This is a genomic window from Sphingomonas radiodurans (genome assembly GCF_020866845.1).
In the GTDB taxonomy this organism is placed as follows: domain Bacteria; phylum Pseudomonadota; class Alphaproteobacteria; order Sphingomonadales; family Sphingomonadaceae; genus Sphingomonas; species Sphingomonas radiodurans.
Genome location: NZ_CP086594.1, coordinates 2,202,452 through 2,227,945 on the forward strand (window position 1 = coordinate 2,202,452; position 25,494 = coordinate 2,227,945).

29 protein-coding genes are annotated in these 25,494 nt (G+C 66.8%); 14 read left to right on the top strand and 15 right to left on the bottom strand.

All coding sequences use genetic code 11. The features are described from left to right. Positions 1–45: 45 nt before the first annotated feature. Positions 46–1,275 (bottom strand): NAD(P)/FAD-dependent oxidoreductase, encoded by a 1,230-nt coding sequence (locus tag LLW23_RS10220; protein WP_228945202.1) that lies wholly within the window; start codon positions 1,273–1,275, stop codon positions 46–48. A 1,020-nt stretch (positions 1,276–2,295) separates the two neighbouring features. Between LLW23_RS10220 and LLW23_RS10225 the strand changes: the two genes are divergently transcribed. The 6 genes from LLW23_RS10225 to LLW23_RS10250 all read left to right on the top strand — a co-directional run bounded on the left by LLW23_RS10225 (position 2,296) and on the right by LLW23_RS10250 (position 9,277). Beyond that, on the top strand, positions 2,296–4,416 hold the full coding sequence (locus tag LLW23_RS10225; protein WP_456299979.1) for a phage tail protein: 2,121 nt from the start codon (positions 2,296–2,298) through the stop codon (positions 4,414–4,416). Positions 4,417–4,425: 9 nt separating this feature from the next. After that, positions 4,426–4,932, top strand: coding sequence for a DUF2793 domain-containing protein (locus LLW23_RS10230; RefSeq protein WP_333473761.1), 507 nt, complete (start codon positions 4,426–4,428; stop codon positions 4,930–4,932). Between the two features lie 111 nt (positions 4,933–5,043). Then, positions 5,044–6,168, top strand: a complete 1,125-nt coding sequence (locus LLW23_RS10235) for an OmpA family protein (RefSeq protein ID WP_228945206.1) — start codon at positions 5,044–5,046, stop codon at positions 6,166–6,168. Between the two features lie 181 nt (positions 6,169–6,349). Beyond that, positions 6,350–7,654 carry a UDP-glucose dehydrogenase family protein gene (locus tag LLW23_RS10240; RefSeq protein ID WP_228945207.1) on the top strand — a complete coding sequence of 435 codons (1,305 nt, stop codon included), beginning with the start codon at positions 6,350–6,352 and terminating at the stop codon, positions 7,652–7,654. Next, the gene (locus LLW23_RS10245; protein WP_228945209.1) at positions 7,651–8,088 is read left to right on the top strand and encodes a VOC family protein; all 438 of its coding nucleotides are present in this window, start codon (positions 7,651–7,653) and stop codon (positions 8,086–8,088) included. Before LLW23_RS10240 ends, LLW23_RS10245 begins: the two co-directional genes overlap by 4 nt. 58 nt (positions 8,089–8,146) lie before the next feature. Then, positions 8,147–9,277 carry a PQQ-dependent sugar dehydrogenase gene (locus LLW23_RS10250; RefSeq protein ID WP_228945210.1) on the top strand — a complete coding sequence of 377 codons (1,131 nt, stop codon included), beginning with the start codon at positions 8,147–8,149 and terminating at the stop codon, positions 9,275–9,277. On the opposite strand, the gene LLW23_RS10255 is transcribed toward LLW23_RS10250, so the two are convergent. After that, positions 9,261–9,641: a PaaI family thioesterase gene (locus LLW23_RS10255; RefSeq protein WP_228945212.1), complete on the bottom strand. Its 381-nt coding sequence runs from the start codon at positions 9,639–9,641 to the stop codon at positions 9,261–9,263. The genes LLW23_RS10250 and LLW23_RS10255 overlap by 17 nt on opposite strands. Then, entirely contained in the window at positions 9,638–10,075 is a 438-nt protein-coding gene (locus tag LLW23_RS10260; protein WP_228945214.1) for a PaaI family thioesterase, read from the bottom strand. The genes LLW23_RS10255 and LLW23_RS10260 overlap by 4 nt, the downstream gene beginning before the upstream one ends. Before the next feature lie 122 nt (positions 10,076–10,197). Here LLW23_RS10260 and LLW23_RS10265 point away from each other — a divergent pair, with 122 nt between their 5' ends. Further along, positions 10,198–10,980 carry a crotonase/enoyl-CoA hydratase family protein gene (locus tag LLW23_RS10265; RefSeq protein WP_228945216.1) on the top strand — a complete coding sequence of 261 codons (783 nt, stop codon included), beginning with the start codon at positions 10,198–10,200 and terminating at the stop codon, positions 10,978–10,980. A gap of 65 nt (positions 10,981–11,045) precedes the next feature. Further along, on the top strand, positions 11,046–11,321 hold the full coding sequence (locus tag LLW23_RS10270; protein WP_228945218.1) for a CsbD family protein: 276 nt from the start codon (positions 11,046–11,048) through the stop codon (positions 11,319–11,321). A 47-nt stretch (positions 11,322–11,368) separates the two neighbouring features. On the opposite strand, the gene LLW23_RS10275 is transcribed toward LLW23_RS10270, so the two are convergent. The 3 genes from LLW23_RS10275 to LLW23_RS10285 all read right to left on the bottom strand — a co-directional run bounded on the left by LLW23_RS10275 (position 11,369) and on the right by LLW23_RS10285 (position 14,137). Beyond that, positions 11,369–11,812 carry an acyl-CoA thioesterase gene (locus LLW23_RS10275; RefSeq protein ID WP_228945220.1) on the bottom strand — a complete coding sequence of 148 codons (444 nt, stop codon included), beginning with the start codon at positions 11,810–11,812 and terminating at the stop codon, positions 11,369–11,371. A gap of 211 nt (positions 11,813–12,023) precedes the next feature. Continuing rightward, on the bottom strand, positions 12,024–12,806 hold the full coding sequence (locus tag LLW23_RS10280; RefSeq protein WP_228945222.1) for an SDR family NAD(P)-dependent oxidoreductase: 783 nt from the start codon (positions 12,804–12,806) through the stop codon (positions 12,024–12,026). 125 nt (positions 12,807–12,931) lie between these two features. Continuing rightward, positions 12,932–14,137 carry an acetyl-CoA C-acetyltransferase gene (locus LLW23_RS10285; protein WP_228945224.1) on the bottom strand — a complete coding sequence of 402 codons (1,206 nt, stop codon included), beginning with the start codon at positions 14,135–14,137 and terminating at the stop codon, positions 12,932–12,934. Positions 14,138–14,217: 80 nt separating this feature from the next. Here LLW23_RS10285 and LLW23_RS10290 point away from each other — a divergent pair, with 80 nt between their 5' ends. Next, positions 14,218–14,883 carry a nitroreductase gene (locus LLW23_RS10290; RefSeq protein WP_228945226.1) on the top strand — a complete coding sequence of 222 codons (666 nt, stop codon included), beginning with the start codon at positions 14,218–14,220 and terminating at the stop codon, positions 14,881–14,883. An 88-nt stretch (positions 14,884–14,971) separates the two neighbouring features. On the opposite strand, the gene LLW23_RS10295 is transcribed toward LLW23_RS10290, so the two are convergent. The 3 genes from LLW23_RS10295 to murI form a co-directional block, all read right to left on the bottom strand. After that, complete coding sequence (locus LLW23_RS10295; protein WP_228945228.1) at positions 14,972–15,841, bottom strand: 3-hydroxybutyryl-CoA dehydrogenase; 870 nt, start codon at positions 15,839–15,841, stop codon at positions 14,972–14,974. Between the two features lie 190 nt (positions 15,842–16,031). After that, positions 16,032–17,276, bottom strand: coding sequence for a 5-aminolevulinate synthase (hemA, locus tag LLW23_RS10300; RefSeq protein WP_228945230.1), 1,245 nt, complete (start codon positions 17,274–17,276; stop codon positions 16,032–16,034). 86 nt (positions 17,277–17,362) lie between these two features. Beyond that, positions 17,363–18,151 (bottom strand): glutamate racemase, encoded by a 789-nt coding sequence (gene murI / locus LLW23_RS10305; protein ID WP_228945232.1) that lies wholly within the window; start codon positions 18,149–18,151, stop codon positions 17,363–17,365. A 116-nt stretch (positions 18,152–18,267) separates the two neighbouring features. Here murI and plsY point away from each other — a divergent pair, with 116 nt between their 5' ends. The 3 genes from plsY (at position 18,268) to LLW23_RS10320 (ending at position 20,273) form a co-directional block, all read left to right on the top strand. Next, positions 18,268–18,852, top strand: coding sequence for a glycerol-3-phosphate 1-O-acyltransferase PlsY (plsY, locus tag LLW23_RS10310; protein WP_228948539.1), 585 nt, complete (start codon positions 18,268–18,270; stop codon positions 18,850–18,852). Continuing rightward, entirely contained in the window at positions 18,845–19,939 is a 1,095-nt protein-coding gene (dprA, locus tag LLW23_RS10315; RefSeq protein ID WP_228945234.1) for a DNA-processing protein DprA, read from the top strand. Before plsY ends, dprA begins: the two co-directional genes overlap by 8 nt. 154 nt (positions 19,940–20,093) lie before the next feature. Continuing rightward, the gene (locus LLW23_RS10320) at positions 20,094–20,273 is read left to right on the top strand and encodes a hypothetical protein (RefSeq protein ID WP_228945236.1); all 180 of its coding nucleotides are present in this window, start codon (positions 20,094–20,096) and stop codon (positions 20,271–20,273) included. A 141-nt stretch (positions 20,274–20,414) separates the two neighbouring features. Here the strand turns inward: LLW23_RS10320 and LLW23_RS10325 are convergent, their stop codons facing one another. The 4 genes from LLW23_RS10325 to LLW23_RS10340 all read right to left on the bottom strand — a co-directional run bounded on the left by LLW23_RS10325 (position 20,415) and on the right by LLW23_RS10340 (position 23,131). Next, entirely contained in the window at positions 20,415–21,878 is a 1,464-nt protein-coding gene (locus LLW23_RS10325; protein ID WP_228945239.1) for an ammonium transporter, read from the bottom strand. 38 nt (positions 21,879–21,916) lie between these two features. Further along, positions 21,917–22,255 (bottom strand): P-II family nitrogen regulator, encoded by a 339-nt coding sequence (locus LLW23_RS10330; protein WP_228945240.1) that lies wholly within the window; start codon positions 22,253–22,255, stop codon positions 21,917–21,919. Positions 22,256–22,385: 130 nt separating this feature from the next. Further along, positions 22,386–22,583 (bottom strand): putative signal transducing protein, encoded by a 198-nt coding sequence (locus tag LLW23_RS10335; protein ID WP_408641942.1) that lies wholly within the window; start codon positions 22,581–22,583, stop codon positions 22,386–22,388. Then, entirely contained in the window at positions 22,583–23,131 is a 549-nt protein-coding gene (locus LLW23_RS10340; RefSeq protein WP_228945242.1) for a pyridoxamine 5'-phosphate oxidase family protein, read from the bottom strand. Before LLW23_RS10340 ends, LLW23_RS10335 begins: the two co-directional genes overlap by 1 nt. A gap of 50 nt (positions 23,132–23,181) precedes the next feature. Here LLW23_RS10340 and LLW23_RS10345 point away from each other — a divergent pair, with 50 nt between their 5' ends. Beyond that, positions 23,182–23,427 (top strand): type II toxin-antitoxin system CcdA family antitoxin, encoded by a 246-nt coding sequence (locus LLW23_RS10345; RefSeq protein ID WP_228945244.1) that lies wholly within the window; start codon positions 23,182–23,184, stop codon positions 23,425–23,427. Then, the gene (locus LLW23_RS10350) at positions 23,427–23,723 is read left to right on the top strand and encodes a CcdB family protein (RefSeq protein ID WP_228945245.1); all 297 of its coding nucleotides are present in this window, start codon (positions 23,427–23,429) and stop codon (positions 23,721–23,723) included. The genes LLW23_RS10345 and LLW23_RS10350 overlap by 1 nt, the downstream gene beginning before the upstream one ends. Here LLW23_RS10350 and tldD read toward each other — a convergent pair. Together tldD and LLW23_RS10360 are read right to left on the bottom strand one after the other, a co-directional pair. Then, positions 23,720–25,144, bottom strand: coding sequence for a metalloprotease TldD (tldD, locus tag LLW23_RS10355; protein ID WP_228945248.1), 1,425 nt, complete (start codon positions 25,142–25,144; stop codon positions 23,720–23,722). The two genes, LLW23_RS10350 and tldD, sit on opposite strands and share 4 nt — an antisense overlap. 64 nt (positions 25,145–25,208) lie before the next feature. Then, on the bottom strand, positions 25,209–25,439 hold the full coding sequence (locus tag LLW23_RS10360) for a zinc-finger domain-containing protein (protein WP_228945250.1): 231 nt from the start codon (positions 25,437–25,439) through the stop codon (positions 25,209–25,211). Positions 25,440–25,494 lie beyond the last annotated feature (55 nt).

The following is a 25,494-nucleotide window of genomic DNA, read 5'->3' on the forward strand; positions in this document are numbered from 1 at the left end:
TGTTTTTCGCGCTCAGGTCTCCCCCCGGCGGGCCACTTCCGCGAGCTAGGCGGCGACAAATTCCTTCAGCGACACGGTCGCATCCGCGAGGCGCGCGGGGTCGATCTGGGCGCCCTGTTCGACCAGCTTGCGGCCCTGGACGTAATCCTTGATCGCGTTGACGCAATCGAGCGCGATCACGCGGCCTTGCTTCAGATAGATCAACGAGAAGCTGCGCGTTGCCGGGTCGCCGCGCAGGATCGCGGCGTCGTGGCCCGTTGAGAGCCCGACGGTCTGCAGCTTGAGATCATATTGGTTCGACCAGAACCAGGGGATGGCGTGGTACGCGGCGGGCTGGCCGGTGATCGTCTTGGCGACGACATTGGCCTGATCGTTGGCGTTCTGGACCGATTCGAGGCGGATGTCGGCGCCGTCGGCGAATTTGTTGGCGTGGAGCGCGCAATCGCCGATCGCGAACACGTCGAGGAGCGTGGTGCGGCACTGTTCGTCGACCATGACGCCGTTGCCGCCCACCGCGCCGGCGGCGAGCAGCGGTGCGACCGCGGGGACGATGCCGATGCCGACGATCACCATTTGCGCGGGCACGATCTCGCCATCGGCGAGGCGGACGCCGGTGACTTTCGTGCCGTCTCCCAGGATGCTGTCGACTGCGACGCCGAGGCGGATGTCGACGCCGTGCGCGCGGTGCTCGGCCTCGTAGAAGCGCGACAGCGGCTCGCCGGCGACGCGCGCGAGGACGCGGGGGAGCGCTTCGAGCAGGACGACGCGTTTGTCGAACTTGGCGAGGACGGCGGCGGCCTCGAGCCCGATATAGCCGCCGCCGATGACGACCGCCTGGGTGACGTGGGCAAGCTCGTTCATCATGCGATCGGCGTCGGCGCGGGTGCGTACGGTGTGGACGCCGATCAGGTCGTTGCCGGCGCATGAGATGCGGCGCGCGTGGCCGCCGGCGGCCCAGATGAGGTGCCGGTAGCCGATCGTCTCGCCGGCGGCGGTGGTGACGGTGTGCGCGGCGGGATCGAGCGCAGTGACTTCGTGGCCGAGCAGCATTTCGACGCCGCGTTCCTGCCAGAAGGCGGCGGGGCGGATCAGGATACGATCGAAGGTCTTGTCGCCGGCGAGATAATCCTTCGAGAGCGGCGGGCGTTCGTACGGCAGCTCGGGCTCGGCTCCGATCACCGCTATGGTGCCATCGAACTTCGCCTGGCGCAGCGCGATCGCGGCCTGCGCGCCGCCATGGCCCGCGCCGACGATCACGACATCATAATGTGGCATGCCGCCCCTCCCTTATCGGCGTGCTGCATCGCGCGGCGGCGCGCGCGAGGCAAGCGTTTGCGCTTGACAGCGTGACGCTGTTTGTGTACAAAACAGGAACATCGAGATGGTGCGGGCGCGGGGTGGCGCCGTTTCGATGGCTGACGGGCCGGTGAGCGCGGGGGTGGTGCCCTGTCGTTCCCGGCTCGTTGGCGTTTGGGGCTTGTGGGGGCGGGCAGGGCGGCGGGGGCGGCCGGGCTGGTTCGGGTGCTGGGATAAGCGTCGAATCTTCGATCGTCATGCCGGGCTTGTCCCGGCATCCACGGTTCCGCGTGTCCGTTGGCCTGAGCGCTTGCTGCGTCGTGGATGCCGGGACGAGCCCGGCATGACGACGGTGGCTTTGTGATGGTCATGCGCCGCCCCGCTGGCGGAAACGATCGGGGGAGAGGGCGATGGAACAGGGTGTGGGCGGCAAGCCTGCGGCTGGGGCGAAGCCGGCGGGCACTAGCCGTACCACCGCGAGCCGGCGGACGGCGTTCCTGCGGGCGGTGAACGAAACGTGCAGCGTGGTGCTGGCGGCACGCGCGGCGGGGAGAACGGTGGCGACCTGCTATCGCTGGCGCGCGGAGCATGGCCCGTTCGCGGCGGCGTGGGATGCGGCGCTGGTGAACGGCTATGATCGGCTTCAGTCGGCGCTGCTCAGCCATGCGCTCAAGACGATGGAAAGCGGCCTGGGAGATGACGCGGTTGTCGCGGACGGTGAAGACACGGGCGCGGTGGAGCGGCGCAGCTATGGTCGCGAAGATCTGCACCTTGCGTCGGAGCTGCTGTTGCGGCGCGCCGGGAGCGACAAGGGTGCAGGCAGGATCAGGCCGGCCAAGGCGCCGACGCGCGCGGAGGTGGATGCGGCGCTGAAGCGTGCGCTCGACGGACTGGCACGGCGAGTGGGTGGCGGCGCTGTTGCTGGCGGTGCTGGCCGTGAAGCTGGGGTTCGGAGGTGCCGTGGCCCGTGCTGGCGGCGTGGCGGGTGGGAGAAGACTGATGGCGACGTTAGTGTTGACGTCCGTCGGCGGGTTGATCGGCGGGCCGGTGGGCGCTGCCTTGGGGGCGGTGATCGGGCAGACGGTGGACCGCGCGGTGCTTCGGCCCCGAGGCAGGCAAGGCCCGCGGCTGACCGAGCTGGCGGTGCAGACGTCGAGCTATGGCCGGCAGATTCCACAGCTGTTCGGGCGGATGCGCGTGGCGGGGCAAGTGATCTGGGCGACCGATCTGATCGAGCATCGCGCGCGGGCGGGCGGCGGCAAGGGGCAGCCGAGCGTCACCAGCTACAGCTATTCGGCGTCGTTCGCGGTGGCGCTGTCGACGCGGAGAATCGTCGATGTCGGGCGGATCTGGGCGGACGGCAATCCGCTGCGCGGGGTGGCGGGCGACTGGAAGGTGACGACCGGGTTTCGGCTGCATCGCGGCGGCGAGGATCAGGCGCCCGATCCGCTGATGGCGAGCGTCGAGGGGCTGGGCGCGACGCCGGCGCATCGCGGGATCGCCTATGCGGTGTTCGAGGATTTGCCGCTGGCGGCTTTCGGCAATCGTATCCCGTCGCTGACGTTCGAGGTGATTGCGGATGAAGCACCGGTGAGCGCGGGCGAGATTGCGCGGGCGATCGGCGGCGGGGCGATCGTTGGGGACGGGCCGGCGATGTTGGTCGATGGCTTCTCGGCCTATGGCGATGGGGCGCGCGGAGTGGTGGAGGCGCTGGCGGAGATTGCGGGGGCGTGGTTCGCCCCGGTCGCCGGCGGGCTGGCGATGCGCGGTGGGGCGGGGGTTGGACGGACGATCGTCGACGAGGGGCGGGCGCGGCGGATTGCGCCGAGCGGAAGCGCGCCGACGTCGATCGCGGTGGCGCATCATGATCCCGCGCGCGACTGGCAGGTAGGCGTGCAGCGCGCGGTGCGGCCGGGGGCGGCGGGCGCGGCGCTGAGCGTCGAGCTGCCGGTGGCGCTGTCGGCGGCGGAGGCGAAGGCGGTGGCGGAGCGGATGCTGGCGCGCGCCGAGACCGAGCGGATGACGCGGCGCGTGTCGGGAGACGTGGCGTGGATCGACGTGGTTCCGGGGGATGTCGTTTCGATCGCCGGGGACGGCGGTGGCGCCTGGCGCGTGACCGCGGTGGCGATCGAGCGGCATGCGGTGATGCTCGATCTGGTGGCGCTGGTGCCTGCGCCGTTGGTGACGGTTGCGAGCGCCGGGCGGGTGCTGCGCGCGCCCGATGCGCCGGCGGGGGCGACGATCCTGCATGTGTTCGAGACGCCGCCGCTCGGCGACGCGGCGTTGACGATGCCGCGGGTGACGATCGTGGCGGCTGGGGCGAGCGCCGGGTGGCGGCGCGCGGCGCTGCAGTACAGCCTCGACGATGGCGCGTCGTGGAGTGCGGCGGGTGCGACTGCGGCGCCGGGGGTGGTCGGGATCGTGACGGCAGCGGTCGCGGCCGGGCCGGCGACGCTGATCGATCGGCGGGCGACGATCGACGTGACGCTGGCGCATGCCGGGATGACGCTCGCCAATGCCGATGCGGGGGCGCTCGATCGCGGAACCAACCTGGCGCTGGTTGGGGGCGAGCTGCTGCAGTTCGGCGTCGCGGAACATCTGGGTGGCGCGGACTGGCGGCTGCGCGCGCTGTGGCGCGGGCGGCGGGGGACGGGTTCCGGCGCGATCGGGGCGGGGGCGCGGTTTCTGTTGATCGATGAGGATTCGGCTGTGGCGCTTGCGGTGGATGCCGCCGTGGGCGGGCGGATCCTGGTGTCGGCGGCGGGGGTGGGGGATGTCGTGCCGGTCGAGGCGGAGCTGGTGCTGAGTGGCGCCTCGATCCTGCCGCCGGCGCCGGTGCGCGTGACAGCGGCGCTATCCGACGAGGGGCTGCACCTGCGCTGGCGGCGCCGCAGCCGGATCGACTGGCGCTGGCGCGACGGGGCGGATGCGGCGCTCGGCGAAGAGCGCGAGGCGTATCGCGTGGCGATCACTCGCCTGTCGGGCAGCGTGGAGACGCTTGAGACGGTGGTGCCCGCCTTGTTCCTGGCGAGCGCCGAGCTGGCCGACATGCCGGTTGCGGTCGCGGTGCGGCAACTCGGAACCAACGGCGCTTCCGACGCGGCCGTGATCACGATCTGAAGGAGAGCAATGATGAGCGAGGAACAGACCGCGCGGCTGCGATTACCGCTGCTGCAAGCCGGGCAGGCGCAGAAGGAACTCGATCATAATGAAGCGCTGGCGCTGCTCGACCTTGCGGTTCAGGCGGCGGTGGTGGCGATCGGGATCGATGCGCCGCCGAGCGATCCGGCACTGGGGGACTGCTGGATCGTCGGGCCGGATCCGGTGGGATTATGGGCCGGCCACGCCGACGCGTTGGCGGGCTGGACGGCAGGTGGCTGGCGGTTCGTCGCGCCGCGCGCCGGGATGGCGGTGTGGCTGATGAGTGACGGGTTGGCGGCGCGCTTCGACGGGACGACGTGGTCGATCGGCGCGGTGCAGGCGAGCGGCCTATTCGTTAACGGTGAGCGAGTCGTCTCCGCGCGTGGAACGGCAGTTGCAAACCCGATCGGCGGCGCTACGATCGATATCGAAGCACGGAACGCGCTGGACGAAATCCTGTCAGCACTGCGGTTGCACGGCTTGATCGCTACCTGAGTAGTGTGTCACTTGTGCAACAGTTCTGGCTATTTGTTTTCTTGCGCGGAAACCAACCATTGGGTAGTGGGTTTGCGTTGTCCGTAGTGACACAATTGAAAGGGGATTAATATGCGGAAGCTTGCCGTAGTTTTGGCGCTCGCCTCCACCGCCCTCGCCTCACCTGCCCTCGCCCGTGATGGCGCATGGTATGTGGGCGCCGAGTTCGGCGGGATGATCGTTGAAGATATTTCGTACGACATCTCGCGCGTTGGCGCACCGAACGGGACCGCCACGGTCGATCACGATTATGGCTACGATGCTGACGGCATCGTGGGCTACGACTTCGGTGGCTTCCGCCTCGAAGCCGAAGTCGCTTACAAGTCGGCTGATGTCGATGCCTACACGTCGAACCTGGGCACGCCAGTCAACAACGGTACGGCAACGGTCACCGCGCCGTCGGGCACGTATGATCTTGCTGGCGGCCGCTCGACGGCGCTGAGCTTCATGATCAACGGTATGCTCGACTTCGGCGACGATGACGGCATCCAGGGCTTCGTCGGCGGTGGTGCCGGTGTTGCGCGGGTCAAGAGCCGTGTTGCGCTGAACCAGCGTGGCAGCTTCCTGAACGACTCGGACACCGTGTTCGCGTGGCAGGGGATTGCAGGCGTTCGTGCGCCGATCACCGACAACATCGACGTTTCGCTGAAGTATCGCTTCTTCAACGCCGACAAGGTCGAATTGGTCGACTTCCTGAACCGTGGCTTCGACGGCCGGTTCCGTTCGCACAGCATCCTGGGCGGCGTGACCTACAACTTCGGCGAGCCGGCTGCACCGCCTCCTCCGCCGCCGCCGCCGCCGCCGCCTCCTCCCCCGCCTCCGCCGCCGCCGCCGCCTGAGGTGGTCTGCTCGCCGGGTCCGTTCATCGTGTTCTTCGAGTGGGACAAGTCGGACATCACGCCGGAAGCAGCGTCGATCCTCGACAACGCCGTCACGCAGTACCAGTCGTGCGGCAACGCACAGGTCATGCTGGCCGGCCACGCCGATCGCTCGGGTGCGGCCACCTACAACGTCGGTCTGTCGCAGCGTCGCGCCGATGGCGTGAAGGCTTACCTCACGTCCAAGGCGATCCCGGACACGGTCATCTCGACCGAAGCATTCGGCGAGAGCCGTCCGCGTGTCGATACCGCCGATGGTGTGCGCGAAGTGCAGAACCGTCGCGTGGAAGTCACTTACGGTCCGGGTTCGGGCCAGTAAGAGCGACGCTCACGAAGGTGAAAGTTTGGGGAGGTCGGTTCGCCGGCCTCCCTTTTCTTTTGTGCGCGGCGCATCTGCGCGTGCTTGATCAATGACATCGCTCGCGCTCGTTGCCGCCGTAGATTGTGCGCCGTAGAGGCGTGACCGTAGCCGGACACGCGGCGCTATTCTGGGGATATTCATGCGCATCACGATGATCGGTTCGGGCTATGTTGGTCTCGTGTCGGGGGCTTGTTTCGCCGACTTCGGCCATGCGGTGACCTGCGTCGATAAGGACGTGCGCAAGATCGATGCTCTGCACGCGGGGCGGATGCCGATCTTCGAGCCGGGGCTAGAGCAGCTTGTCGCAAGCAACGTCACCGCAACGCGACTGGCCTTCACGACCGATCTTGCCGAGGGTGTCGCTGGCGCGGATGCGGTGTTCATTGCGGTCGGCACGCCATCGCGGCGCGGTGACGGGCATGCGGACCTTTCCTACGTCTATGCAGCGACCGAGGAGATTGCGCGTGCGGCGACCGGGCCGCTGGTGGTCGTCACCAAATCGACCGTGCCGGTCGGCACCGGCGACCGCGTCGAGCAGATCCTGCGCGATACGCGGCCGGACATCGACTTTGCGGTTGTCTCGAACCCCGAATTCCTGCGCGAAGGCGCGGCAATCGGCGATTTCAAGCGCCCGGACCGGATCGTGATCGGCACCGACGACGCGCGCGCGCAGGACGTGATGCGCGAGATCTATCGCCCGCTATACCTCGGCGACAGCCCGATCCTGTTCACCAGCCGGCGCACGTCCGAACTGACGAAATATGCCGCGAATGCGTTCCTGGCGACCAAGATCACGTTCATCAACGAGATGGCGGATCTGTGCGAGGCAGTCGGCGCGGACGTGCAGGATGTCGCGCGCGGCATCGGGCTCGACAATCGCATCGGGCGCAAGTTCCTCCACGCCGGGCCGGGCTATGGCGGATCGTGCTTCCCCAAGGATACGCTGGCGCTGCTGAAGACTGCAGAGGATTACGGCACGCCGGTTCGCGTCGTCGAAGCGGTGGTGAAGGTGAACGACGCGCGCAAGCGGGCGATGGGCCGCAAGGTGCTCGCTGCGCTCGGCAGCGATCCGCGCGGCAAGACCGTGGCGGTGCTCGGGCTCACGTTCAAGCCCAACACCGACGACATGCGCGATGCGCCGTCGATCGCGGTGATCCAGACACTGACCGATGCCGGCGTGGCGGTGAAAGCGTACGATCCCGAGGGCACTGAGTCGGCGAAGGAAGTGATGCCCGCTTCGCTGACCTATTGCGCGAGCCCGTATGAGGCGGCCGAGGGCGCCGATGCGGTGGTGATCGTGACCGAGTGGGATGCGTTCCGCGCGCTCGATCTGAGCCGGCTGAAATCGATCATGACCGCACCAGTGCTGGTCGACCTGCGCAACATCTACGAGCGCGCCGAGGCCGAGCGTATCGGCTTTGCCTATACCGCGGTCGGGCGGTGAGTCGCCCGCGCGTTTCGGGCCTGCTCGAGACGGCGCTGTACGTCGATGACATGGCGCGATCGGTGCGCTTTTTCGGCGACGTGCTGGGGCTGAGCGCGATGATCGAGAGTGAGCGGCTGACGGCATTCGACGCGGGGCATGGCGGCGTGCTGCTGGTGTTTGCGCGCGGGCAATCGACCGACGATGTCACGACGCGTGGCGGCACTATCCCGGGGCACGATGGGCACGGGCCGCTGCACATGGCGTTTGCGATCGCTGCCGATGCATACGAGCCGTGGCGGACGCATCTCGGCGCGAGCGATGTTGTCGTAACGCATGAGGTGACGTGGCCTGCGGGTGGGCGAAGCCTGTATTTCAACGATCCCGACGGCCATGTGCTCGAACTGGCGACACCGGGACTGTGGGCGAACGATCCGGCGCGTCCAGAGCCGTAACGACTGGAACCGGCGCGGCGGTCAGCGGTATAGGTAAGGCCATCTTTCGGGAGTTCTCGTGATCCATCGCAGCCTTTTTGCCGTCGGCCTTGTCGTCGCCACCGCCTGTTCCGCCGAGCCGCAGGCGGCGCCGTCCGCGGCAGCGAACGCCAAACCATTCGCCGAGACCGTGATCGCCGATTTCGACGCGCCCTGGGCGATGACGTTCATGCCCGATCGCCGGATGCTGGTGACCGAGAAAGACGGGCGCTTACTGCTGGTGACGGCGGACGGAAAGAGCCGGGCGACGATCGCGACGCTGCCGGTCGATTCGGCGGGGCAGGGCGGCCTGATGGACGTCGTGCCGGCGCCGGACTTCACGACATCCAAGCGGGTGTATTTGAGCTGGTCGGAAGCTGGCGCGGGCGGCAAGGGCGTCGCCTTGGCGCGCGGCGTGATCGAGGGTGCCGCGGGTGCGGAGAAGCTGGGGCAGGTCGAAGTGCTGTTCCGCGCGACGCCGTTCGTCGAGGGAGACGGGCATTACTCCGGACGGATCGCGTTTTCGCCTGACGGCCAGTTCCTGTTCTTCACCAATGGCGAGCGGCAGAAGTTCGATCCGGCACAGGACCCCAAGGCAACGCTCGGCAAGGTGCTGCGGCTGACGCTCGACGGCAAGCCGGCGCCGGGCAACCCGCTGGCGGCGAAGGGCTTCCATCCCGCGGTGTGGAGCTATGGCCATCGCAACCTGCTCGGGATCGCGTTCGATTCCGCGGGGAACCTGTGGGAGCAGGAGATGGGGCCCAAGGGCGGCGACGAGGTGAACCTGGTTCAGCCGGGCCGCAACTATGGCTATCCCAAGGTGTCCAACGGCGACCATTATGATGGGCGGCCGATCCCCGATCATGCGCCGGGTGACGGATTCGAGGCGCCGAAGGTCTCGTGGAACCCAGTGATCTCGCCGGGCGGGCTGATGATCTATTCGGGCGACCTATTCCCGCAGTGGAAGGGCGATGCCTTCATCGGCGGGCTATCGTCGAAGGCGCTGGTGCGGGTTGATATCAATGGCACGAGCGCGAGCAAGGGCGGGCAGTGGGACATGGGCGCGCGCATCCGCGAAGTGGAGCAGGGGCCGGATGGCGCGATCTATGTGCTGGAGGATGGTGCGCGGGGGTCGCAGGGCCGGCTGATCCGGCTTACGCCCGCACGATAAGGTAGTTCATCCGCGCCGAGGCGATCGGCTTGGCGCGGTCGTCCTGCCACGCCGACGCCTCGACATTGGCGATGCGCGTGCCCAGCCGAGTGACGATGCCGGCAGCGCGGGTGACCCGCTCGCGCCCGCCGCGCATGAAATCGACGGTGACGTTGATCGGTTTGATCTGCCCGCCACCTTCGCCCGCGAGCTGGTGGCGAAGCGCGGCGATCGCGGCGACCTCCAGCAGCCCGGTGATCGCGCCGCCCTGAACGAAGCCGGGGCGGCCGAGCACGTCCCTGCTGAACGGCATCGCGAGCACCGGCAGGCCATCTTCCCATTCGAGCGTCGCGCCGAGCAGATCGGCATAGGGCGGCAGCTTCATGCGCCGGCGTCCAAGAACATGAAGGTGCCGGTGACGTGCGCGATCGGGTCCGCCGCGTCACCGTCATGCGCCTGGCCGCGCACGAAGCTGATCGAGCGCTTCAGCGCATAGCATTCGCCATGGCCAATTACCGTGTGGCCCGGCCTTGCGGGGCGGAGATAATCGACGCGCAGATCGAGCGTGGCGTGCGGCAGGAAGCGGCCGAGACGGCGCCATGTCGCAAGACTGGTGGCCATGTCCATCAGCGCGAAGATCGGCCCCGACGCGATGACGCCGCTCGCCTCGTCCCCAATCATGTCGGTGGCATAGGGCAGCGCCAGCTCGACCCAATCATCGCCATGCGCGTGATAGGCGATGCCGAGCCGCGAGCCGTGGCCGCCAAAGCGGATCTGTTCCATCCCCGGAATGCCGGTGAGCGCGTCGTTGATCCCCATGCCTCGCGATCTACACGAGCGAAGGCGAAGCGCAACGCCGGCACGCGCGGCCCGGCACGAGCAGCATTGATCCGGCTTTTCGCCTCCTCTAAGTCGATCGTATCAATTTGCGGAGAGGGCGGATGGAAGAGCGCGTAACGATCACCGTGGCCGATGGCATTGCCGATGTCAGGCTGAACCGGGCAGACAAGATGAACGCGCTCGATCCGGCGATGTTCGCGGGGATCAACGCGGCGTTCGGGCAGCTGGCGGCAATGTCCGACGTGCGCGTCGTGGTGCTGTCGGGCGAAGGGCGCGCGTTCTGTGCGGGGCTCGACATGGCATCGATGGCGGCCGGCGGATCGGGGAACGATCTAGGATCGCGCAGCCACGGCATGGCGAACACGGCGCAGAACGTCGCCTGGGGCTGGCGCGCGCTGCCGATGCCGGTGATTGCGGCGGTGCACGGCGTGGCGCTGGGCGGAGGCTTCCAGATCATGTCGGGCGCGTGCGTGCGCATCGCGCATCCGGCGACGCGCATGTCGATCCGCGAGACCTATTGGGGGCTGGTGCCTGACATGGCCGGGCTTGCCTTGTGGCGGACGATCGCGCGCGACGACGTGTTGCGCGACCTTACGTATAGCGCGCGCGAATTCACTGCCGAGCAGGGCGAGCGCTATGGCTTCGTCACGCGGCTGGCGGACGATCCGCGTGCGGCGGCGTTCGAGCTGGCGCGCGAAATCGCCGGGCGCAATCCCGACGCGGTGAAGGCGTCGAAGCGGCTGATCAACCTGATGGCCGATGGCGATACCGCCACCATGCTCCAAGCCGAGAGCGACGAGCAGATCAAGCTGATGCGCTCGCCCAATCAGGTCGAGGCGGTCCGCGCCAACATGGAGAAGCGCGCGCCCGTCTTTGCGGATTGATTGCGCTTGCGGCACAAAATGCTCGGTCATCGGTTGAGCCTCCCGAACCCACAATCAGGAGATCAATGATGAGCGATGCAATCACCGGCGAACTGAACAACGTCACCGGTAAGATCAAGGAAACCGCTGGCGCCGCTACGAACGATCGTTCGATGCAGGCCAGCGGCATGGTCGATCAGGTGAAGGGTGCCGTGCAGAAGGCAATCGCACCGGGCGTCGATGGCCAGCCCGAAGTGGTCGGCAAGGCCAAGGCATTCGCCAAGGAGCGTCCATGGGCGACTGCGGCGCTGCTCGGCGTGCTCAGCCTCGCGACGCTCGGCACGCTGCGCGGCAAGCGTTGATCTGAGCTTCTTCCGCCATCCCGGGCCTTGCGCCCGGGGTGGCGGCGCTACTCCGCGCGGACCTTCACTTCATGGAGGCGTGCGACGAAATCCTCCGGCAGGCCGACATCCTTGGGATCGGTCATTACGATGGTGGTATCGCAGGTCGCGATACACTTGCCCGACTGGAACGCCGCAGCCAGCATCTCGAAGCTGCGATTGCCGATCCGTCCGATCCCGAGCGCGATCTCGACGTCCTCGGGGAAACTCCCTTCCGCCAGATAATTGATTTCGTTGCGCGCCACGACGGCACGGAATGAGCCTTCGGCCATCTTGCCGCGATGCACGCGGCCGAGCTGCTGATTCATCCGCACGCGCGCGTCCTCGAACAGCGACGCGAAGGCGACGTTGTTGAGATGGCCCATCGTGTCGAGGTCCTGGAAGCGGGTCTGCTTGGTCTCGTGCTTTGGGTAAGAGGCGGGATCGAGGCGCCAGGGGGCGGGGCGGGGCATCTGGTGTGTTCCTGAAACGAGGTTCCCCGGCGAAGGCCGGGACCCAGCTACGATCGGCTCGCACCTGGGCCTCGGCCTTCGCCGGGGAACGGCATTTAGCTGTGAAGGCCGTCACGGGAACAAGTCCCGTGACGTCAGACGCCGCGCCGTGCGCGGCGCTGGCCGGCCTTGGGCGAGTCGGCGCGCAGCATGCGCGCCGCCGCCCTGCGGCTCACCGGGGCGCCATCCGGATTGCGCCGTCGAGGCGGACGTCCTCGCCGTTGAAATAACCGTTCTCGATCATCAGCGTGGCGAGCGCGGCATATTCCTCGGGGTTGCCGAGGCGCTTGGGGAACGGGACCGACGCGGATAGCGCGTCCTTCACGTTCTGCGGCGCGGCGGCGAGCAGCGGGGTGTTGAAGATGCCCGGCAGGATCGTGTTGACGCGAATGTTCTCGCTCATCAGGTCGCGCGCGATCGGCAGGGTCATGCCGACGACGCCGCCCTTCGACGCGGAATAGGCGGCCTGACCGATCTGGCCGTCCTCTGCCGCCACCGACGCGGTGTTGACGATCGCGCCGCGATCACCGTCTTCGAGCGGCGGCAGCGTCATCATGCCGGCCGCCGACTTGGCGATGCAGCGGAACGTGCCGACGAGGTTGATCTGGATGATCCAGTTGAACGCCTCGAGCGGGAAGTGCTTGATCGAACCGTCTTCGCGGCTGCGGCTCGCGGTCTTCACCGCATTGCCGGTGCCGGCGCAATTCACCAGGATACGCTCCTGACCGATCGCTTCGCGCGCCTTGGCGAAACCGGCGTCGACCGATGCCTCGTCGGTGACGTTCACCTTGCAGTAGACGCCGCCGAGCTCCTGCGCGATCGCTTCGCCCTTCTCTTCCTGAAGGTCGAAGATCGCAACCTTGACGCCCTTCGAGGCGAGCAGGCGCGCGGTCGCGGCGCCGAGGCCGGAAGCGCCGCCGGTGATGACGGCGGAAATGGTGTTGTCGAGCTTCATGTAATCAGTCTCCCTGACCGCTCGTCCCGAGGAACGTCGAGGGACCGTACCAGGCGACGCCGAGGCGCAAAGCCCCGGCGTCGCTCGAACGGTGTCTCGACTGCGCTCGACACGAACGGTGTTTGTTATTCCGCCGCTTGGGCGGTCTCGCCCTGCCAGTCGCAATTCTCGATGATCGTGACGTTGGCGACACCGCCGCCTTCGCACATCGTCTGCAGGCCATAGCGGCCGCCGCGGCGCTTGAGCTCGTGGACGAGCGTCGCCATCAGCTTGGTGCCCGAGGCGCCGAGCGGGTGGCCAAGCGCGATCGCGCCGCCGTTGACGTTGAGCTTCTCCGCCTTCGCGCCGGTGTGGTGCAGCCAGGCGACCGGCACCGAGGCGAACGCTTCGTTCACTTCGTACAGATCGATATCGTCGATCGTGAGGCCGGCCTTCTTCAGCGCCTTGTCGGTCGCGAACAGCGGCTCTTCGAGCATGATCACCGGATCACCCGCGGTGACGGTGAGGTTGACGATCTTCGCCAGCGGCTTGAGATTGTACTTCTCGAGCGCTTCCTTGCTGACGATCAGCACCGCGCTGGCGCCGTCGCAGATCTGGCTCGACGATGCCGCAGTCAGCACGCCTTCCTCGGACAGCTTCTTGACGCCGGCCATGCCCTCGGCCGAGGCATCGTAGCGGATGCCTTCGTCGCTGGTGTGATGGTCCGCGCCCTCGGCGCCTTCGATCGCGACCGGCACGATCTCGTCCTTGAACTTGCCACCCTGCGTCGCGGCAACTGCCTTGCGATGCGAGTTCAGCGAAAATTCGTCGAGCTGCTCGCGCGTGAAGCCGTACTTCTTGGCGATCATCTCGGCACCAGCGAACTGGTTGAAGTTGATGCCCGGAAACTTCTCCTCGAGCCCAGGCGACTTGTTCTTGCCGAGCCCGGCATCGTAGAACAGCTTGTAGGTCGAGCCCATCGGCACGCGCGTCATGCTCTCGACGCCGGCCGCGATCACGACGTCCTGCGTGCCCGACATCACCGCCTGCGCGGCGAACTGGATCGCCTGCTGCGACGAGCCGCACTGGCGATCGATCGTTACCGCTGGAGTCGACTGCGCGAGCTTCTTCGATGCGAGCACCGCGTTGCGGCCGACCTGGCCGGCCTGCTCGCCGCCCTGGCTGACGCAGCCCATCACCACGTCTTCCACCGCGTCGCCGGGAATCCCCGACCGCTCGATCACGGCGTCCAGCACGGCTGCCGCCAGATCCACCGGATGCACGCCAGCGAGCTTGCCCCCGCGACGGCCGCCGGCCGTGCGAACCGCTTCGACGATATACGCCTCGGCCATCTTTCGACTCTCCATAACAGATGTTATCCCGGCGCCTCATGTGGCGCGATTTCACGCGCTCGGCAAGAGTGGAGAGGCGAATGAACGTATCCGACGCAGTGATCGAGCGGCGCTCCGTGCGCGGGTTCCTCGACAAAGAGGTGCCGCTGGAGGTGCTGAAAGCGCTCGCGCTGAAGTCGGCGCGCGCGGCGACCGGCGGCAATATCCAGCCGTGGCATATCGACATCGTGACGGGCGCGAAGCTCGACGAGCTGAAGGCGATCATGCGCGGCAAGATCGAGCGGCGCGAGACAGAGACGCCCGGCTACGACATCTATCCGCGCGAGATGACCGATGCGACCAAGGCGCGCACGCAGCAGATCGGCGAGATCATGTACGGCCATCTCGGCATCCCGCGCGATGACAAGCGCGCACGCGCGATGTGGTTCGCGCGCAACTTCCAGTTCTTCGGCGCGCCGGCGGCCTATTTCGTGACGGTCGATCGGCGGATGGGGCCGCCGCAATGGTCGGATCTGGGGATGTACCTACAGAATCTGATGCTGCTGGCGGTCGAGGCGGGGCTCGCGACGTGCCCTCAGGAATGCTGGGCGGTGTATCCCAAGACGGTCGAGGCGTTCCTGGGCACGCCGGCGGAGCGGATGCTCTTCTGCGGCGTGGCGATCGGCTATGAGGATGCGGCCGATCCGGCGAACCGCACGCGCAGCCCGCGGGCGCCGGAAGAGGAGTGGCTGACGGTTCTGGCGTGAAGAAAACCGCTCCAGCTAATCCGTCATTCCCGCGACGGCGTTCGCGGGAATGACGGTGGTTTGTGTTGGAGCGGGCCCTAAACGATCCTCACCGCGTCGGGATCGGCGTCTCGCCCGTGTAATCGTAGAAGCCGCGCTTCGTCTTGCGGCCGAACCAGCCGGCTTCGACGTATTTCACCAGCAGCGGCGCGGGGCGGAACTTGGGATCTCCGGTAGTCTCGAACAGCACGCGGGTGATTTCGAGACACGTATCGAGGCCGATGAAGTCGGCGAGCGTCAGCGGGCCCATCGGGTGGTTGAGGCCGAGCTGGCAGGCGAGATCGATGTCGCGGATCGTCGCGACGCCTTCGCCGAGCGCGAAGCAGGCCTCGTTGATCATCGGCATCAGCACGCGGTTGACGATGAAGCCGGGTGCATCGTTGGCGCGCACGACCTGCTTGCCGAGCGCGGCGGCGTAGGTTTCGATCGTCGCGACGGTTTCGTCCGACGTGGCGAGGCCGCGGATTACCTCGATCAGCCCCATGACGGGCACCGGATTGAAAAAATGCACGCCGATGAAGCGTGCGGGATCGGGCGAGGCTTGCGCGAGGCGTGTGATCGGGATCGATGAGGTGTTCGAGGCGAGCACCGCTTGGTGGCCGAGCACTTCGCCGACACGGGTGAAGATGGTTCGCTTTACCTCTTCGCGCTCGGTGGCGGCTTCGATGACGAGGCCGCAGGCGGACATGCCCTCTACGCCTTCGATCGGCTCGATCCGTTGGAGTGCCTGTTCGCGCGCTTGCGGCTCGAGTTTGCCCTTTTCGACCGCGCGGGCGAGCTGCTTGGCGATGCCTGCCTTGCCGGCCTCGGCGCGTGCCTTGTCGACGTCGCTGAGGAGGACGCGGTAGCCGGCCTGGGCGGAGACCTGCGCGATTCCGGCGCCCATTTGCCCTGCGCCGATGACGCCGACGGTGTGCATGATCTTCTCCTCGTTGCTGTTTCTCCCGCCGTTCGTCCCGAGTAGCCATCGAGCTACGTCGAGATGGCGTATCGAGGGAGGGTTGTGGGGCGAGCCTGTCTCGATACGGGTTCTCGGCTACGCTCGAACCCTACTCGACACGAACGGTGGGGGTGGGGCGATCGGGGACTTTACCGCGGGCTGCCGGCCCTCACGCCGCCTTGCGCAGCTCCAGACGGTCCCAGATCTCGGCCAGCGCGTTCGTCAGTTCCTGCATCATCGCTTCGCTGTGCGCGGGGCCGGGGGTGAAGCGCAGGCGCTCGGTGCCGCGGGGGACGGTCGGGTAATTGATCGGCTGGACGTAGATGCCGTATTCGGCGAGCAGCACGTCGCTGATCTTCTTCGCCTTCACCGGATCGCCGACCATCACCGGCACGATGTGCGTGTCGCCCAGCATCACCGGCAGCCCGGCATCGGCCATGATCGTCTTGAGCCGTGCGGCGGCGGCCTGCTGGCCCTCGCGCTCGACCGACGAGGCCTTGAGATGGCGCACGCTCGCAAGCACGCCGGCGACGAGCACTGGTGACAGGCTGGTGGTGAAGATGAAGCCCGGCGCGTAGCTGCGGATCACGTCGATGATCGTACGGTCGGCAGCGATATAGCCGCCCATGACGCCGAATGCCTTGCCGAGCGTGCCTTCGATGATCGTCAGCCGGTCCGCGAGCCCCTCGCGCTCCGAAATGCCGCCGCCGCGCGGGCCGTACATGCCGACGGCATGGACCTCGTCGAGATAGGTCAGCGCATTGTACTTGTCCGCGAGGTCGCAGATCGCGGCGATCGGGGCGACGTCGCCCTCCATCGAATAGACGCTTTCGAACGCGATCAGCTTGGGCGTCGCGGGATCGTCGGCGGCGAGCAGTTCCTCGAGATGCGCGAGATCGTTGTGGCGGAAGACGCGCTTTTCGCAGCCCGCATTGCGGATGCCGGCGATCATCGAGGCGTGATTGAGTTCGTCAGAATAGATGATGCAGCCCGGCAGCACCTTGGCGAGCGTCGCCAGCGTCGCTTCGTTCGAGACATAGCCCGAGGTGAAGAGCAGCGCGCCTTCCTTGCTGTGCAGGTCGGCAAGTTCGCCCTCCAGATCGACGTGGTAATGGGTGTTGCCGCCGATGTTGCGCGTGCCGCCCGACCCGGCGCCGACATCATGCAGCGCCTCTTCCATCGCCGCGATCACCTTGGGGTGCTGGCCCATCGCGAGATAATCGTTCGAGCACCACACCGTGATCGGCTTTGGCCCGTTGTGCCCGGCAAAGCAGCGTGCGCTGGGGTACGCACCCTTGTTGCGCAGGATATCGATGAAGACGCGATAGCGGCCCTCGGCGTGGAGGCGGTCGATCGCCTGCGAGAAGGCGCGGGTGTAATCGACCGGCTTGGCGGCAATGGTCTCGATAGACATGGTCGAGGCGCATAAACCCCCCGACGCGCGGTTTCCAGCGGATTCGGGCACTTTCGGTGATCGCTTCCCTCACTGGGGTCCGCGCGTCACCACTGCTCGATCGTCTCGAAGCCGTAGCGTTGCAGCGCGATCGGCAATCCGTCGCCAATCGCACCGGTGAAGACCGCGGCATCGGGCTGGTCCCGCACGAACGCCTGCCCGGCGGTGAGATAAGCGACTCGCCGGGCGATTCCAGCACCGCCATCGACGAAGGTGACGGGACGCGGGATAGCGTCGGCGAGCTCGTCCGCGAGGAGCGGGAAGTGAGTGCACGCGAGCACGACAGTGTCGATCGCATCGCCACCTTCTGCGGCCAGCATCGGTGCGATTGCATTGCGTACCGCGCCGGCGGGGAGGGGCTCGCCGCGCAGCTTCGCTTCCGCCAGCGTGACGAGATCGGCCGAGCCGTGGCGGATCACGCGGCAGTCGCTGGCGAAACGCGCGGTGAGATCGTCGACATAGGCCTGGCGCACCGTGGCGGCCGTGCCGAGCACGCCGATCGTGCGCGTCATGCTGCGCTCGGCGGCGGGCTTGATCGCGGGCACGGTGCCGACGATCGGCACATCGAGCGCGGCGCGAACCGCGCCCAGCGCGATCGTCGAGGCGGTGTTGCACGCGATGACGATCAATCGTGGGCGGTAGCGTTCGGCGAGTCGCCCGAGCAGCGCGGGCACACGCGCGGCGATTTCCGCCTCGTCGCGCGTGCCATAGGGGAAGCCGGCGCTGTCGGCGGCGTAGACGAAGCGTGCCTGCGGCATCGCCATCCGGACAGGCGCGACGATCGATAGCCCGCCAACGCCGGAATCGAAGAACAGGATCGGTTGATCAGCGTGCATGAGCGCCGCCTTAACGATCGGGTCACCGTTGATATAGGTCAGTGGCCACAAGGCGATCGTTGAGTTATCGTCACGAGAAGCGGGAGGGATCGCACCTGATTACCGAGGTCGTTTGGATGCCGCCGCTCGCGGCGTTGCTGCTTGGCTATCTGCTTGGGTCGATTCCGTTCGGCGTGCTACTGACGCGCATGGGCGGGGCGGGTGACCTGCGCCAGATCGGATCGGGCAATACCGGCGCCACGAACGTATTGCGGACGGGCCGCAAGGGACTGGCGGCAGCGACGCTGCTGCTCGATCTCGCAAAGGGCTGGGCGGCGGTAGTGATCGCGTCGGCACTGTTGCCGGGGAACGAGCAACTGGCCGCCGCTGGCGCGTTCGTCGGCCATTGTCATTCGGTGTGGCTGCGCTTTCACGGCGGCAAGGGGGTGGCGACGCTGATGGGGATCGTGCTGGCGCTGCATTGGCCGCTCGCGCTGGTCTATGCGATCGTCTGGATCGGGCTGCTGGCGCTGCTGCGGATTTCGTCGGTGGCTGGCTTGGTTGCGGCGGCGAGCGCGCCGGTTGCCGCGGCGGTGCTCGGCGAGTTCGATCTTGTGCCGTTGCTGTTGTCCCTGGCGTTGCTGGTGCTGTGGAAGCATCGCGAGAATGTCGGCCGGTTGATCGAAGGAACGGAGCCGCGCATCGGCACGCCGCGTGGCTGATGCCGATGCGACGCAGGAAGACCATGATCGGCTGCGGCTGATCCGCACGCCGGGCGTTGGCCCGGTCACCTATCGCCATTTGCTGCGCCGCTTCGGCAGCGCGCGCGCCGCGATCCATGCCTTGCCGGATCTCGCGCGGCGTGGCGGCGGACGCGCGAGCGTGCCGGCCGACCCGGCACTGATCGCGCGTGAGATCGCGGCGGTGGAGCGGCTTGGCGCGCGCTATCTGTTCATCGACGATCCGCTGTATCCGGCGCTGCTCGCGCAGCTCGACGACGCGCCGCCGGTGCTGACGCTGCGCGGGACGCTGCCGCCGGCCGAGGGGCTGACGGTGGCGATCGTCGGCGCGCGCAATGCCTCGGCCGCCGCGTGCCGCTTCGCGCGCGGGATCGCGCATGACCTTGCCGCGCAAGGCGTGACGGTCGTCTCCGGGCTCGCGCGCGGGATCGATACCGCAGCGCACATGGGGGCGGGCGCCGCGACGATCGCGGTGATCGCGGGCGGGATCGACGTCGCTTATCCACCCGAGAATGCCGAGTTGCAGGAACGCGTTGCGGGTGAGGCGCTGCTGCTGGCCGAGATGCCGCCCGGCACCGAACCGCGGGCACGGCACTTTCCGTATCGCAACCGGATCATTGCCGGCCTGGCGCACGGCACCCTGGTGGTGGAGGCGGCGCCGAAATCGGGCTCGCTGATCACCGCGCGGCTAGCGAACGAGGCGGGCCGCGAAGTGATGGCGGTGCCGGGCAGCCCGCTCGACCCGCGCGCGCAAGGATGCAATCTGCTGATCCGCGAGGGCGCCACGCTGGTGCAGAGCGCGGCCGACGTGCTCGAGCAGATCCGACCGTTCGATGCGCGGTTGGTCCGCTCCCCGACGGAGCGCTTTTTCGCCGAGCCGGCGGCGGACGCCGATGATGTGGCGCGTTCGCGAGTCATCGCGCTGCTCGGTCCCGTTCCGGTGCCGGTCGACGAAGTGATCCGCCAATCCGGTATTGCTGCAGCGATTGTGCAGATGGTGTTGCTCGAACTGGAACTTGGCGGCCGGCTGGAGCGCCACGCGGGCGGGCGCGCTAGCCTGGTGGCTTAAGGAGCGCGGCCGGCAGGGATGCGTCAACCCGCCCGCCGCATTCAACTTAACATAGGCAAGGCAATCGAGCTGTGTCATCTAGGATGTGACACGCATTTGATACCGCGGGGCGCCTTTGGGTACGGCAGCGTGACATAACCTGCAGGGCAGTGCGATGCACGCCGTGCTTACTCTGCTGAAGGGGGTGCAAGTGCTCGATACGACGCGCGAAATCATCGCTTACGGCCTGATCGGGCTGTTGTTCGTCATCGCCGTGCCATGGCTCGGCTTCACGCTGGCGCGCCGAAAGCGGGAGCGACTCCGGCGTCAGGGCATCAAGACCTACGGCCACTGATCCCTCCAGCGCCTGCTTCAAGGCGCGCCTTTCAACGACACTCCGCGAATAAAAAAGGGCCCGGTACTTTCGTACCGGGCCTTAGTGCGTCCGCAGGAGGAACATGGTTTGGGAGCCGGCCGCAGCCGGCGCCCAATCTCGTCAATAATTGTAGGCGCGTTCGCCGTGCTCGTTGATGTCGAGGCCTTCCGCCTCGACCTCGGCCGATACACGCAGCCCCGTCGTCGCCTTGAGCAGGAAGAACAGCGCGGCGCTGACCACACCGGACCACACGAGCGTGGTGCCGACCGCCCAGATTTGCGTGATCACCTGCCCAGCGAGGTCATATTCGCCGGCCTTGGCGACGGGCGCGGTGTAATCAATCCAGCCTTGCCCGCCGAGCGACGGTGCCGCGACAATGCCAGTGCCGATCGCGCCGATGATGCCGCCGACACAGTGGATGCCGAACACGTCGAGCGTATCGTCATACTTCAGCGCGCTCTTCACCTTGGTGACGAACAGGAAGCACACGCCCGAGGCGACCGCGCCGAGGATGATCGCAGTGCCCGGATGGGCGAAGCCCGCCGCCGGCGTGATCGCGACAAGCCCCGCGACGACGCCCGAGGCGGCGCCGAGCAGCGACGGCTTCTTGTGCATGATCTGATCGATCACGGCCCAGGTAACGCCGGCGGCGGCCGTGGCGGTGAAGGTGTTGATGAAGGCCAGCGCACCAAAGGCATTCGCCTCGAGCCCCGAGCCGGCGTTGAACCCGAACCAGCCGATCCACAGCAGCGACGCGCCGATCATTGTCATGGTCAACGAATGTGGCGGCATCGGCTCGGTGCTGTAGCCGCGACGCGGGCCCATGATGATGCAGCCGACCAGCCCAGCGATGCCCGCGTTGATGTGGACGACGGTGCCGCCAGCGAAGTCGAGCGCGCCCCAGCCCCACAGGAGGCCGCTGTCATCGGGTGCAGCCGGCAGGAAGTCTGGACCCGCCCAGTACCATACCATGTGCGCGAGCGGGAAATAGGCGAGCGTCAGCCACGCGACCACGAACAGGATCAGCGGGGTGAACTTTACCCGCTCCGCGAATGCCCCGACGATCAGCGCCGGCGTGATGCAAGCGAAGGTCATCTGGAAGATCACGAAGACATATTCGGGCAGATAGACGCCGTTCGAGAAGGTCGCCGCGAAGGTGGTCGGGCTGACCCCGGCGAGGAAGGCCTTGTCGAGCCCGCCGACCAGCTTGGGGAAGGGCGTCCCGGTGGAGGTGAAGGCCATCGAATAGCCCCAGCCGAACCATACCAGCGCCGCGACACATACGATCGTCAGCACCTGCATCAGCACCGACAGCATGTTCTTGGTGCGAACCAGGCCGCCGTAGAACAGCGCCAGTGCCGGCACCGACATCATCAGCACGAGCGCCGATGCGATGAGCATCCAGGCGACATCGCCCTTGTTGACCATTTCCGCAGTCGGCACGAATGGCGCAGCGGCGGCGGCGGCGGCAGCGGGTGCTGCGGCATCGGCTACGTTGCCTGCGGCATCCTGCGCCCAGGCGGGCAGCGCGGCGAAAAACGCAGCGCCCAGCCCAGCGGCTCCTGCAAATTTGCTAAGCTTCATATCCACCCCCCTCGTGGTGTCTGGTTCGTTCGCGGCGCTCACAGGGCCGTGTCGTCAGTTTCGCCGGTGCGGATGCGCACGGCCTGGCCGACATCCAGGACGAAGATCTTACCGTCGCCGATCGCGCCGGTGTTGGCCGAAGCCTGGATCGCCTCGACGACGCGATCAGCGAGGCTCGCGGCGCAGACCACCTCGACCTTGATCTTGGGCACCATGTTGGTGCTGTATTCGGCCCCACGATAAATCTCGGTCTGGCCCTTCTGCCGACCGAACCCCTTCACCTCGGTGACCGTCATCCCCGCCACGCCGATGCCGGTAAGGGCTTCCCTCACCTCGTCGAGCTTGAACGGCTTGATGATGGCAATGACCAGTTTCATCGCGCCCCCTTCGCGTTACCCGGAGGAGGGATACGCAACGGCCGTGCCAAGTGCGCTGCGTCGGTAACGAAGGCGTAACGATGGTTAACCAGCGTTAGTTTTTGTGCAGATAATTGATGCTGCCTTAAAATCAGGCAGGGTCGATTATCTGCCTGGCGCAATCGAGATCATCCTCGTCGATCATCACGCGGACGGGGATCAGCAGCCAGCTGCCGTCGGCGATCGAGGATCCACCATCGAACGCGTGCGCTTCGATGCCGTCGCTGGCGAGCCGACCGACGATGATGTTCGCGAGATTGCGGTCGTAGCGTCCGAGCTCGACCAGCATCAGGCCGGTACGGTGGGGTTGCGGACGGGCAGGCCATCGATGCTGGTCGTGCGCGCCGCGTATTTGGCGAAGCGAGCGGGGTCGCCGTGCTTTTCGTGGTACTTGCTCAGCGTGTCGCGCTCGCGTTCGAACGCCATGTACGGCACACCCCAGCCGCACGATGTCTGCACCTCGTCGATCGCCACGACGAAGATCTGCCGCGTGCCGGGCAACAGCGTGAAGTGGCTGGCCGTGATGCCCCAGTCGGCGTCCTGCGGCAGGACGGGGCGGCCGTGGCCGTATATCCGGAAGATCAAAGCTGGGTTGTCGAACGCGCAGAACATGATCGTGATGCGGCCGTCGGCGAGAAGGTGCGCATTGGTCTCGTTGCCTGATCCGGCCACGTCGAGGTAGGCGACGGTGCGATCGTCAAGCACGCGGAAGCTGTCCATGCCTTTGGGGCTGAGATTAACCCGCGTGCCCTCCGCCGCGGTGGCGACGAAGAAGACCGGTTGTTTGGCGACGAACTCGCGATGCGCTGGCAAGAGGGCAGGGAAGAACTCGGCCATCGCGGATGCTCCTCGTTGACGCGCAAAGAGCGCGCGCATAGTTTATGCGCATGAAACACGATCCGATCGCGTCCGGCAAGCGCAAGTCCGTGAACCTGTCGATAGATACCGGGGTTGTTTCCGCGGCGCGAGAGGCAGGTATCAATCTGTCGCAGGTCAGCGAAGCAGCGTTACGGGTCGCTGCAAAACGGGCGCTGGAAGTGCGGTGGCGTGAAGAACATCGCGAGTGGATCGAAGCGAACAACGCCTGGGTTGATGAACACGGCTTGCCGCTTGAAAAGTATCGTCTTTTTTAATGGCGAAGTTTGACGTTTATCCGGATGGAGAAGGCGAATATTGGCTGGACTGCCAATCCGACCTTCTCTCTGCGCTCAACAGCCGGCTTGTGGTGCCGCTTCGTAACGCGGAACGATACAATAGCTCCGATCACCGGCTCAATCCGCGCTTCTCAATATGCGGAGAAGAGTGGGTGATGCTGACGCACTTCGCCGCTGCGGTCCCGGCGAAGGTGCTGCGTCAGCCGGTCGCGTCTCTCATCGCGCAGGAATATGAGATCGGACGGGCGTTAGATGTCCTGATCGGCGCCTACTAAGCGGCGGTTCCACCCACCGTCAGCCCGCCGACCAGCAGCGTCGGCTGGCCGACGCCCGCCGGCACGCTCTGCCCGCCCTTGCCGCACATGCCGATGCCTTCGTCGAGTGCGAAATCGTTGCCGACGCCGAGTACCTTGGTCAGCACGGTCGGGCCGTCGCCAATCAGCGTTGCGCCTTTGATCGGTGCGCCGATCTTGCCGTTCTCGATCTTATAGGCCTCGGTGCACGAGAAGACGAACTTGCCCGAGACGATATCGACCTGGCCGCCGCCGAAGGATTTGGCGAAGATGCCATTCTTTACACGTGTGAGCAGTTCTGCGGGATCATCATTGCCGCCCTTCATGAAGGTGTTGGTCATGCGCGGCATGGGGGCGTGGGCGAAGCTTTCGCGGCGGCCGTTGCCGGTGGCCTCGACGCCCATCAGGCGGGCGTTGAGGCGATCCTGCATGTAGCCCTTGAGGAAGCCGTCCTCGATCAGGATCGTTTCCTTGGTAGGCGTGCCTTCGTCGTCGATCGTCAGCGAGCCGCGGCGATCGCGGATCGAGCCATCATCGACCACCGTGACGCCGCGTGCGGCGACCTGCTCGCCGATCCGGCCGGAGAAGGCGCTGGTGCCCTTGCGATTGAAGTCGCCTTCGAGCCCGTGGCCGATCGCCTCGTGCAGCAAAATGCCGGGCCAGCCTGGCCCGAACAGCACGGTGAACTCGCCGGCGGGCGCCGCGACCGACTCGAGATTGACCAGCGCCTGCGCCAGCGCCTCGTCGATTGCGCGGTTCCAGGTCGCGGGCTCGAAAAGCGAATCGTAGAGGTAGCGGCCACCGATGCCGAAGGTGCCGGTTTCGCGGCGGCCGTTCTGCTCGACGACGATCGAGACGTTGAGGCGCACGAGCGGGCGCACGTCGGTCGCGACGAAACCGTCGGGGCGGACGATCTCGACCACGCCCCAGGTGCCCGACAGGCCGACCGAGACCTGCGCGACGCGCGGATCGCGGGCGCGTGCCGCGGCGTCGATCGTCTGGCACAGGTTCACCTTGTCGGCGAACGGCACGAGATCGAGCGGATCGCCATCGGTGTAAAGCCGCTGGTTGGTGCGCGCGGGCGGCGCCGACTTGGGGCCGGTCGACGGATCGATCAGTTGCATCGTCTCCGCGGCGCGCTTGATTGCGGCTTCGGAGAGTTCGCTGGCGTGCGCGAAGGCCGTCGTCTCGCCCGACACGGCGCGCAGGCCGAAGCCCGAATGCGTGTCGTAGCTTGCCGTCTTCAATCGCCCGTCGTCGAAGCCGAACGCTTCGGACTTGCGATACTGGAGATAGAGTTCGCCATCATCGGCCTTGCCGAGCGCATCGGCGGTCAGCGCCTGCGCCGCCTCCGGGCTGAGCGTGTCGCGGTAGAGGAACGAGCGGGGATCGGTTGCGGTCATCGCATGAATGTAGGGCGTTGCCGGGCCATGGCAATCGTTACGTCACGTCGCCGTGGCGCCGGCCTTAGCGTCCTGCGCCGTCGCCGTGGTCGTCCAGCGCGCTCTGGTCGGCGCCATCCGCCGGGCCGCCGATCAGCACGAAGCGGCGGTCGCAATAGCCGCAATCGACATAGCCGAGCTCGCTGATTTCCAGCCACACGCGCGGGTGGCCGAGCGCGGCGGGGAGGCCATCGTGGGCGCCGTCGCAAGCGACACGGTGCTGCGAGACGCGGGAGGTTTCGGAAGGCGGTACCATGTGCGTCGCGTTAGCAAGGCGGTAGAGTGCTAGCAATCGCACGCGTGCAGGCTTA

Coding starts and splice junctions, on each gene's coding strand:
- LLW23_RS10335 (WP_408641942.1), bottom strand. CDS start 22,583: ATGCTGGTCGAGCTCGGACGCTACGACCGCAATCTCGCGAACATCATC.
- LLW23_RS10290 (WP_228945226.1), top strand. CDS start 14,218: ATGAACGTATCCGACGCAGTGATCGAGCGGCGCTCCGTGCGCGGGTTC.
- LLW23_RS10260 (WP_228945214.1), bottom strand. CDS start 10,075: ATGGGGATCAACGACGCGCTCACCGGCATTCCGGGGATGGAACAGATC.
- LLW23_RS10330 (WP_228945240.1), bottom strand. CDS start 22,255: ATGAAACTGGTCATTGCCATCATCAAGCCGTTCAAGCTCGACGAGGTG.
- LLW23_RS10285 (WP_228945224.1), bottom strand. CDS start 14,137: ATGGCCGAGGCGTATATCGTCGAAGCGGTTCGCACGGCCGGCGGCCGT.
- plsY (WP_228948539.1), top strand. CDS start 18,268: ATGCCGCCGCTCGCGGCGTTGCTGCTTGGCTATCTGCTTGGGTCGATT.
- LLW23_RS10350 (WP_228945245.1), top strand. CDS start 23,427: ATGGCGAAGTTTGACGTTTATCCGGATGGAGAAGGCGAATATTGGCTG.
- LLW23_RS10320 (WP_228945236.1), top strand. CDS start 20,094: ATGCACGCCGTGCTTACTCTGCTGAAGGGGGTGCAAGTGCTCGATACG.
- LLW23_RS10255 (WP_228945212.1), bottom strand. CDS start 9,641: ATGAAGCTGCCGCCCTATGCCGATCTGCTCGGCGCGACGCTCGAATGG.
- LLW23_RS10235 (WP_228945206.1), top strand. CDS start 5,044: ATGCGGAAGCTTGCCGTAGTTTTGGCGCTCGCCTCCACCGCCCTCGCC.
- LLW23_RS10225 (WP_456299979.1), top strand. CDS start 2,296: ATGGCGACGTTAGTGTTGACGTCCGTCGGCGGGTTGATCGGCGGGCCG.
- LLW23_RS10220 (WP_228945202.1), bottom strand. CDS start 1,275: ATGCCACATTATGATGTCGTGATCGTCGGCGCGGGCCATGGCGGCGCG.
- hemA (WP_228945230.1), bottom strand. CDS start 17,276: ATGTCTATCGAGACCATTGCCGCCAAGCCGGTCGATTACACCCGCGCC.
- tldD (WP_228945248.1), bottom strand. CDS start 25,144: ATGACCGCAACCGATCCCCGCTCGTTCCTCTACCGCGACACGCTCAGC.
- LLW23_RS10275 (WP_228945220.1), bottom strand. CDS start 11,812: ATGCCCCGCCCCGCCCCCTGGCGCCTCGATCCCGCCTCTTACCCAAAG.
- LLW23_RS10340 (WP_228945242.1), bottom strand. CDS start 23,131: ATGGCCGAGTTCTTCCCTGCCCTCTTGCCAGCGCATCGCGAGTTCGTC.
- LLW23_RS10280 (WP_228945222.1), bottom strand. CDS start 12,806: ATGAAGCTCGACAACACCATTTCCGCCGTCATCACCGGCGGCGCTTCC.
- LLW23_RS10325 (WP_228945239.1), bottom strand. CDS start 21,878: ATGAAGCTTAGCAAATTTGCAGGAGCCGCTGGGCTGGGCGCTGCGTTT.
- LLW23_RS10345 (WP_228945244.1), top strand. CDS start 23,182: ATGAAACACGATCCGATCGCGTCCGGCAAGCGCAAGTCCGTGAACCTG.
- murI (WP_228945232.1), bottom strand. CDS start 18,151: ATGCACGCTGATCAACCGATCCTGTTCTTCGATTCCGGCGTTGGCGGG.
- LLW23_RS10360 (WP_228945250.1), bottom strand. CDS start 25,439: ATGGTACCGCCTTCCGAAACCTCCCGCGTCTCGCAGCACCGTGTCGCT.
- LLW23_RS10230 (WP_333473761.1), top strand. CDS start 4,426: ATGATGAGCGAGGAACAGACCGCGCGGCTGCGATTACCGCTGCTGCAA.
- LLW23_RS10295 (WP_228945228.1), bottom strand. CDS start 15,841: ATGCACACCGTCGGCGTCATCGGCGCAGGGCAAATGGGCGCCGGAATC.
- LLW23_RS10270 (WP_228945218.1), top strand. CDS start 11,046: ATGATGAGCGATGCAATCACCGGCGAACTGAACAACGTCACCGGTAAG.
- LLW23_RS10265 (WP_228945216.1), top strand. CDS start 10,198: ATGGAAGAGCGCGTAACGATCACCGTGGCCGATGGCATTGCCGATGTC.
- LLW23_RS10240 (WP_228945207.1), top strand. CDS start 6,350: ATGCGCATCACGATGATCGGTTCGGGCTATGTTGGTCTCGTGTCGGGG.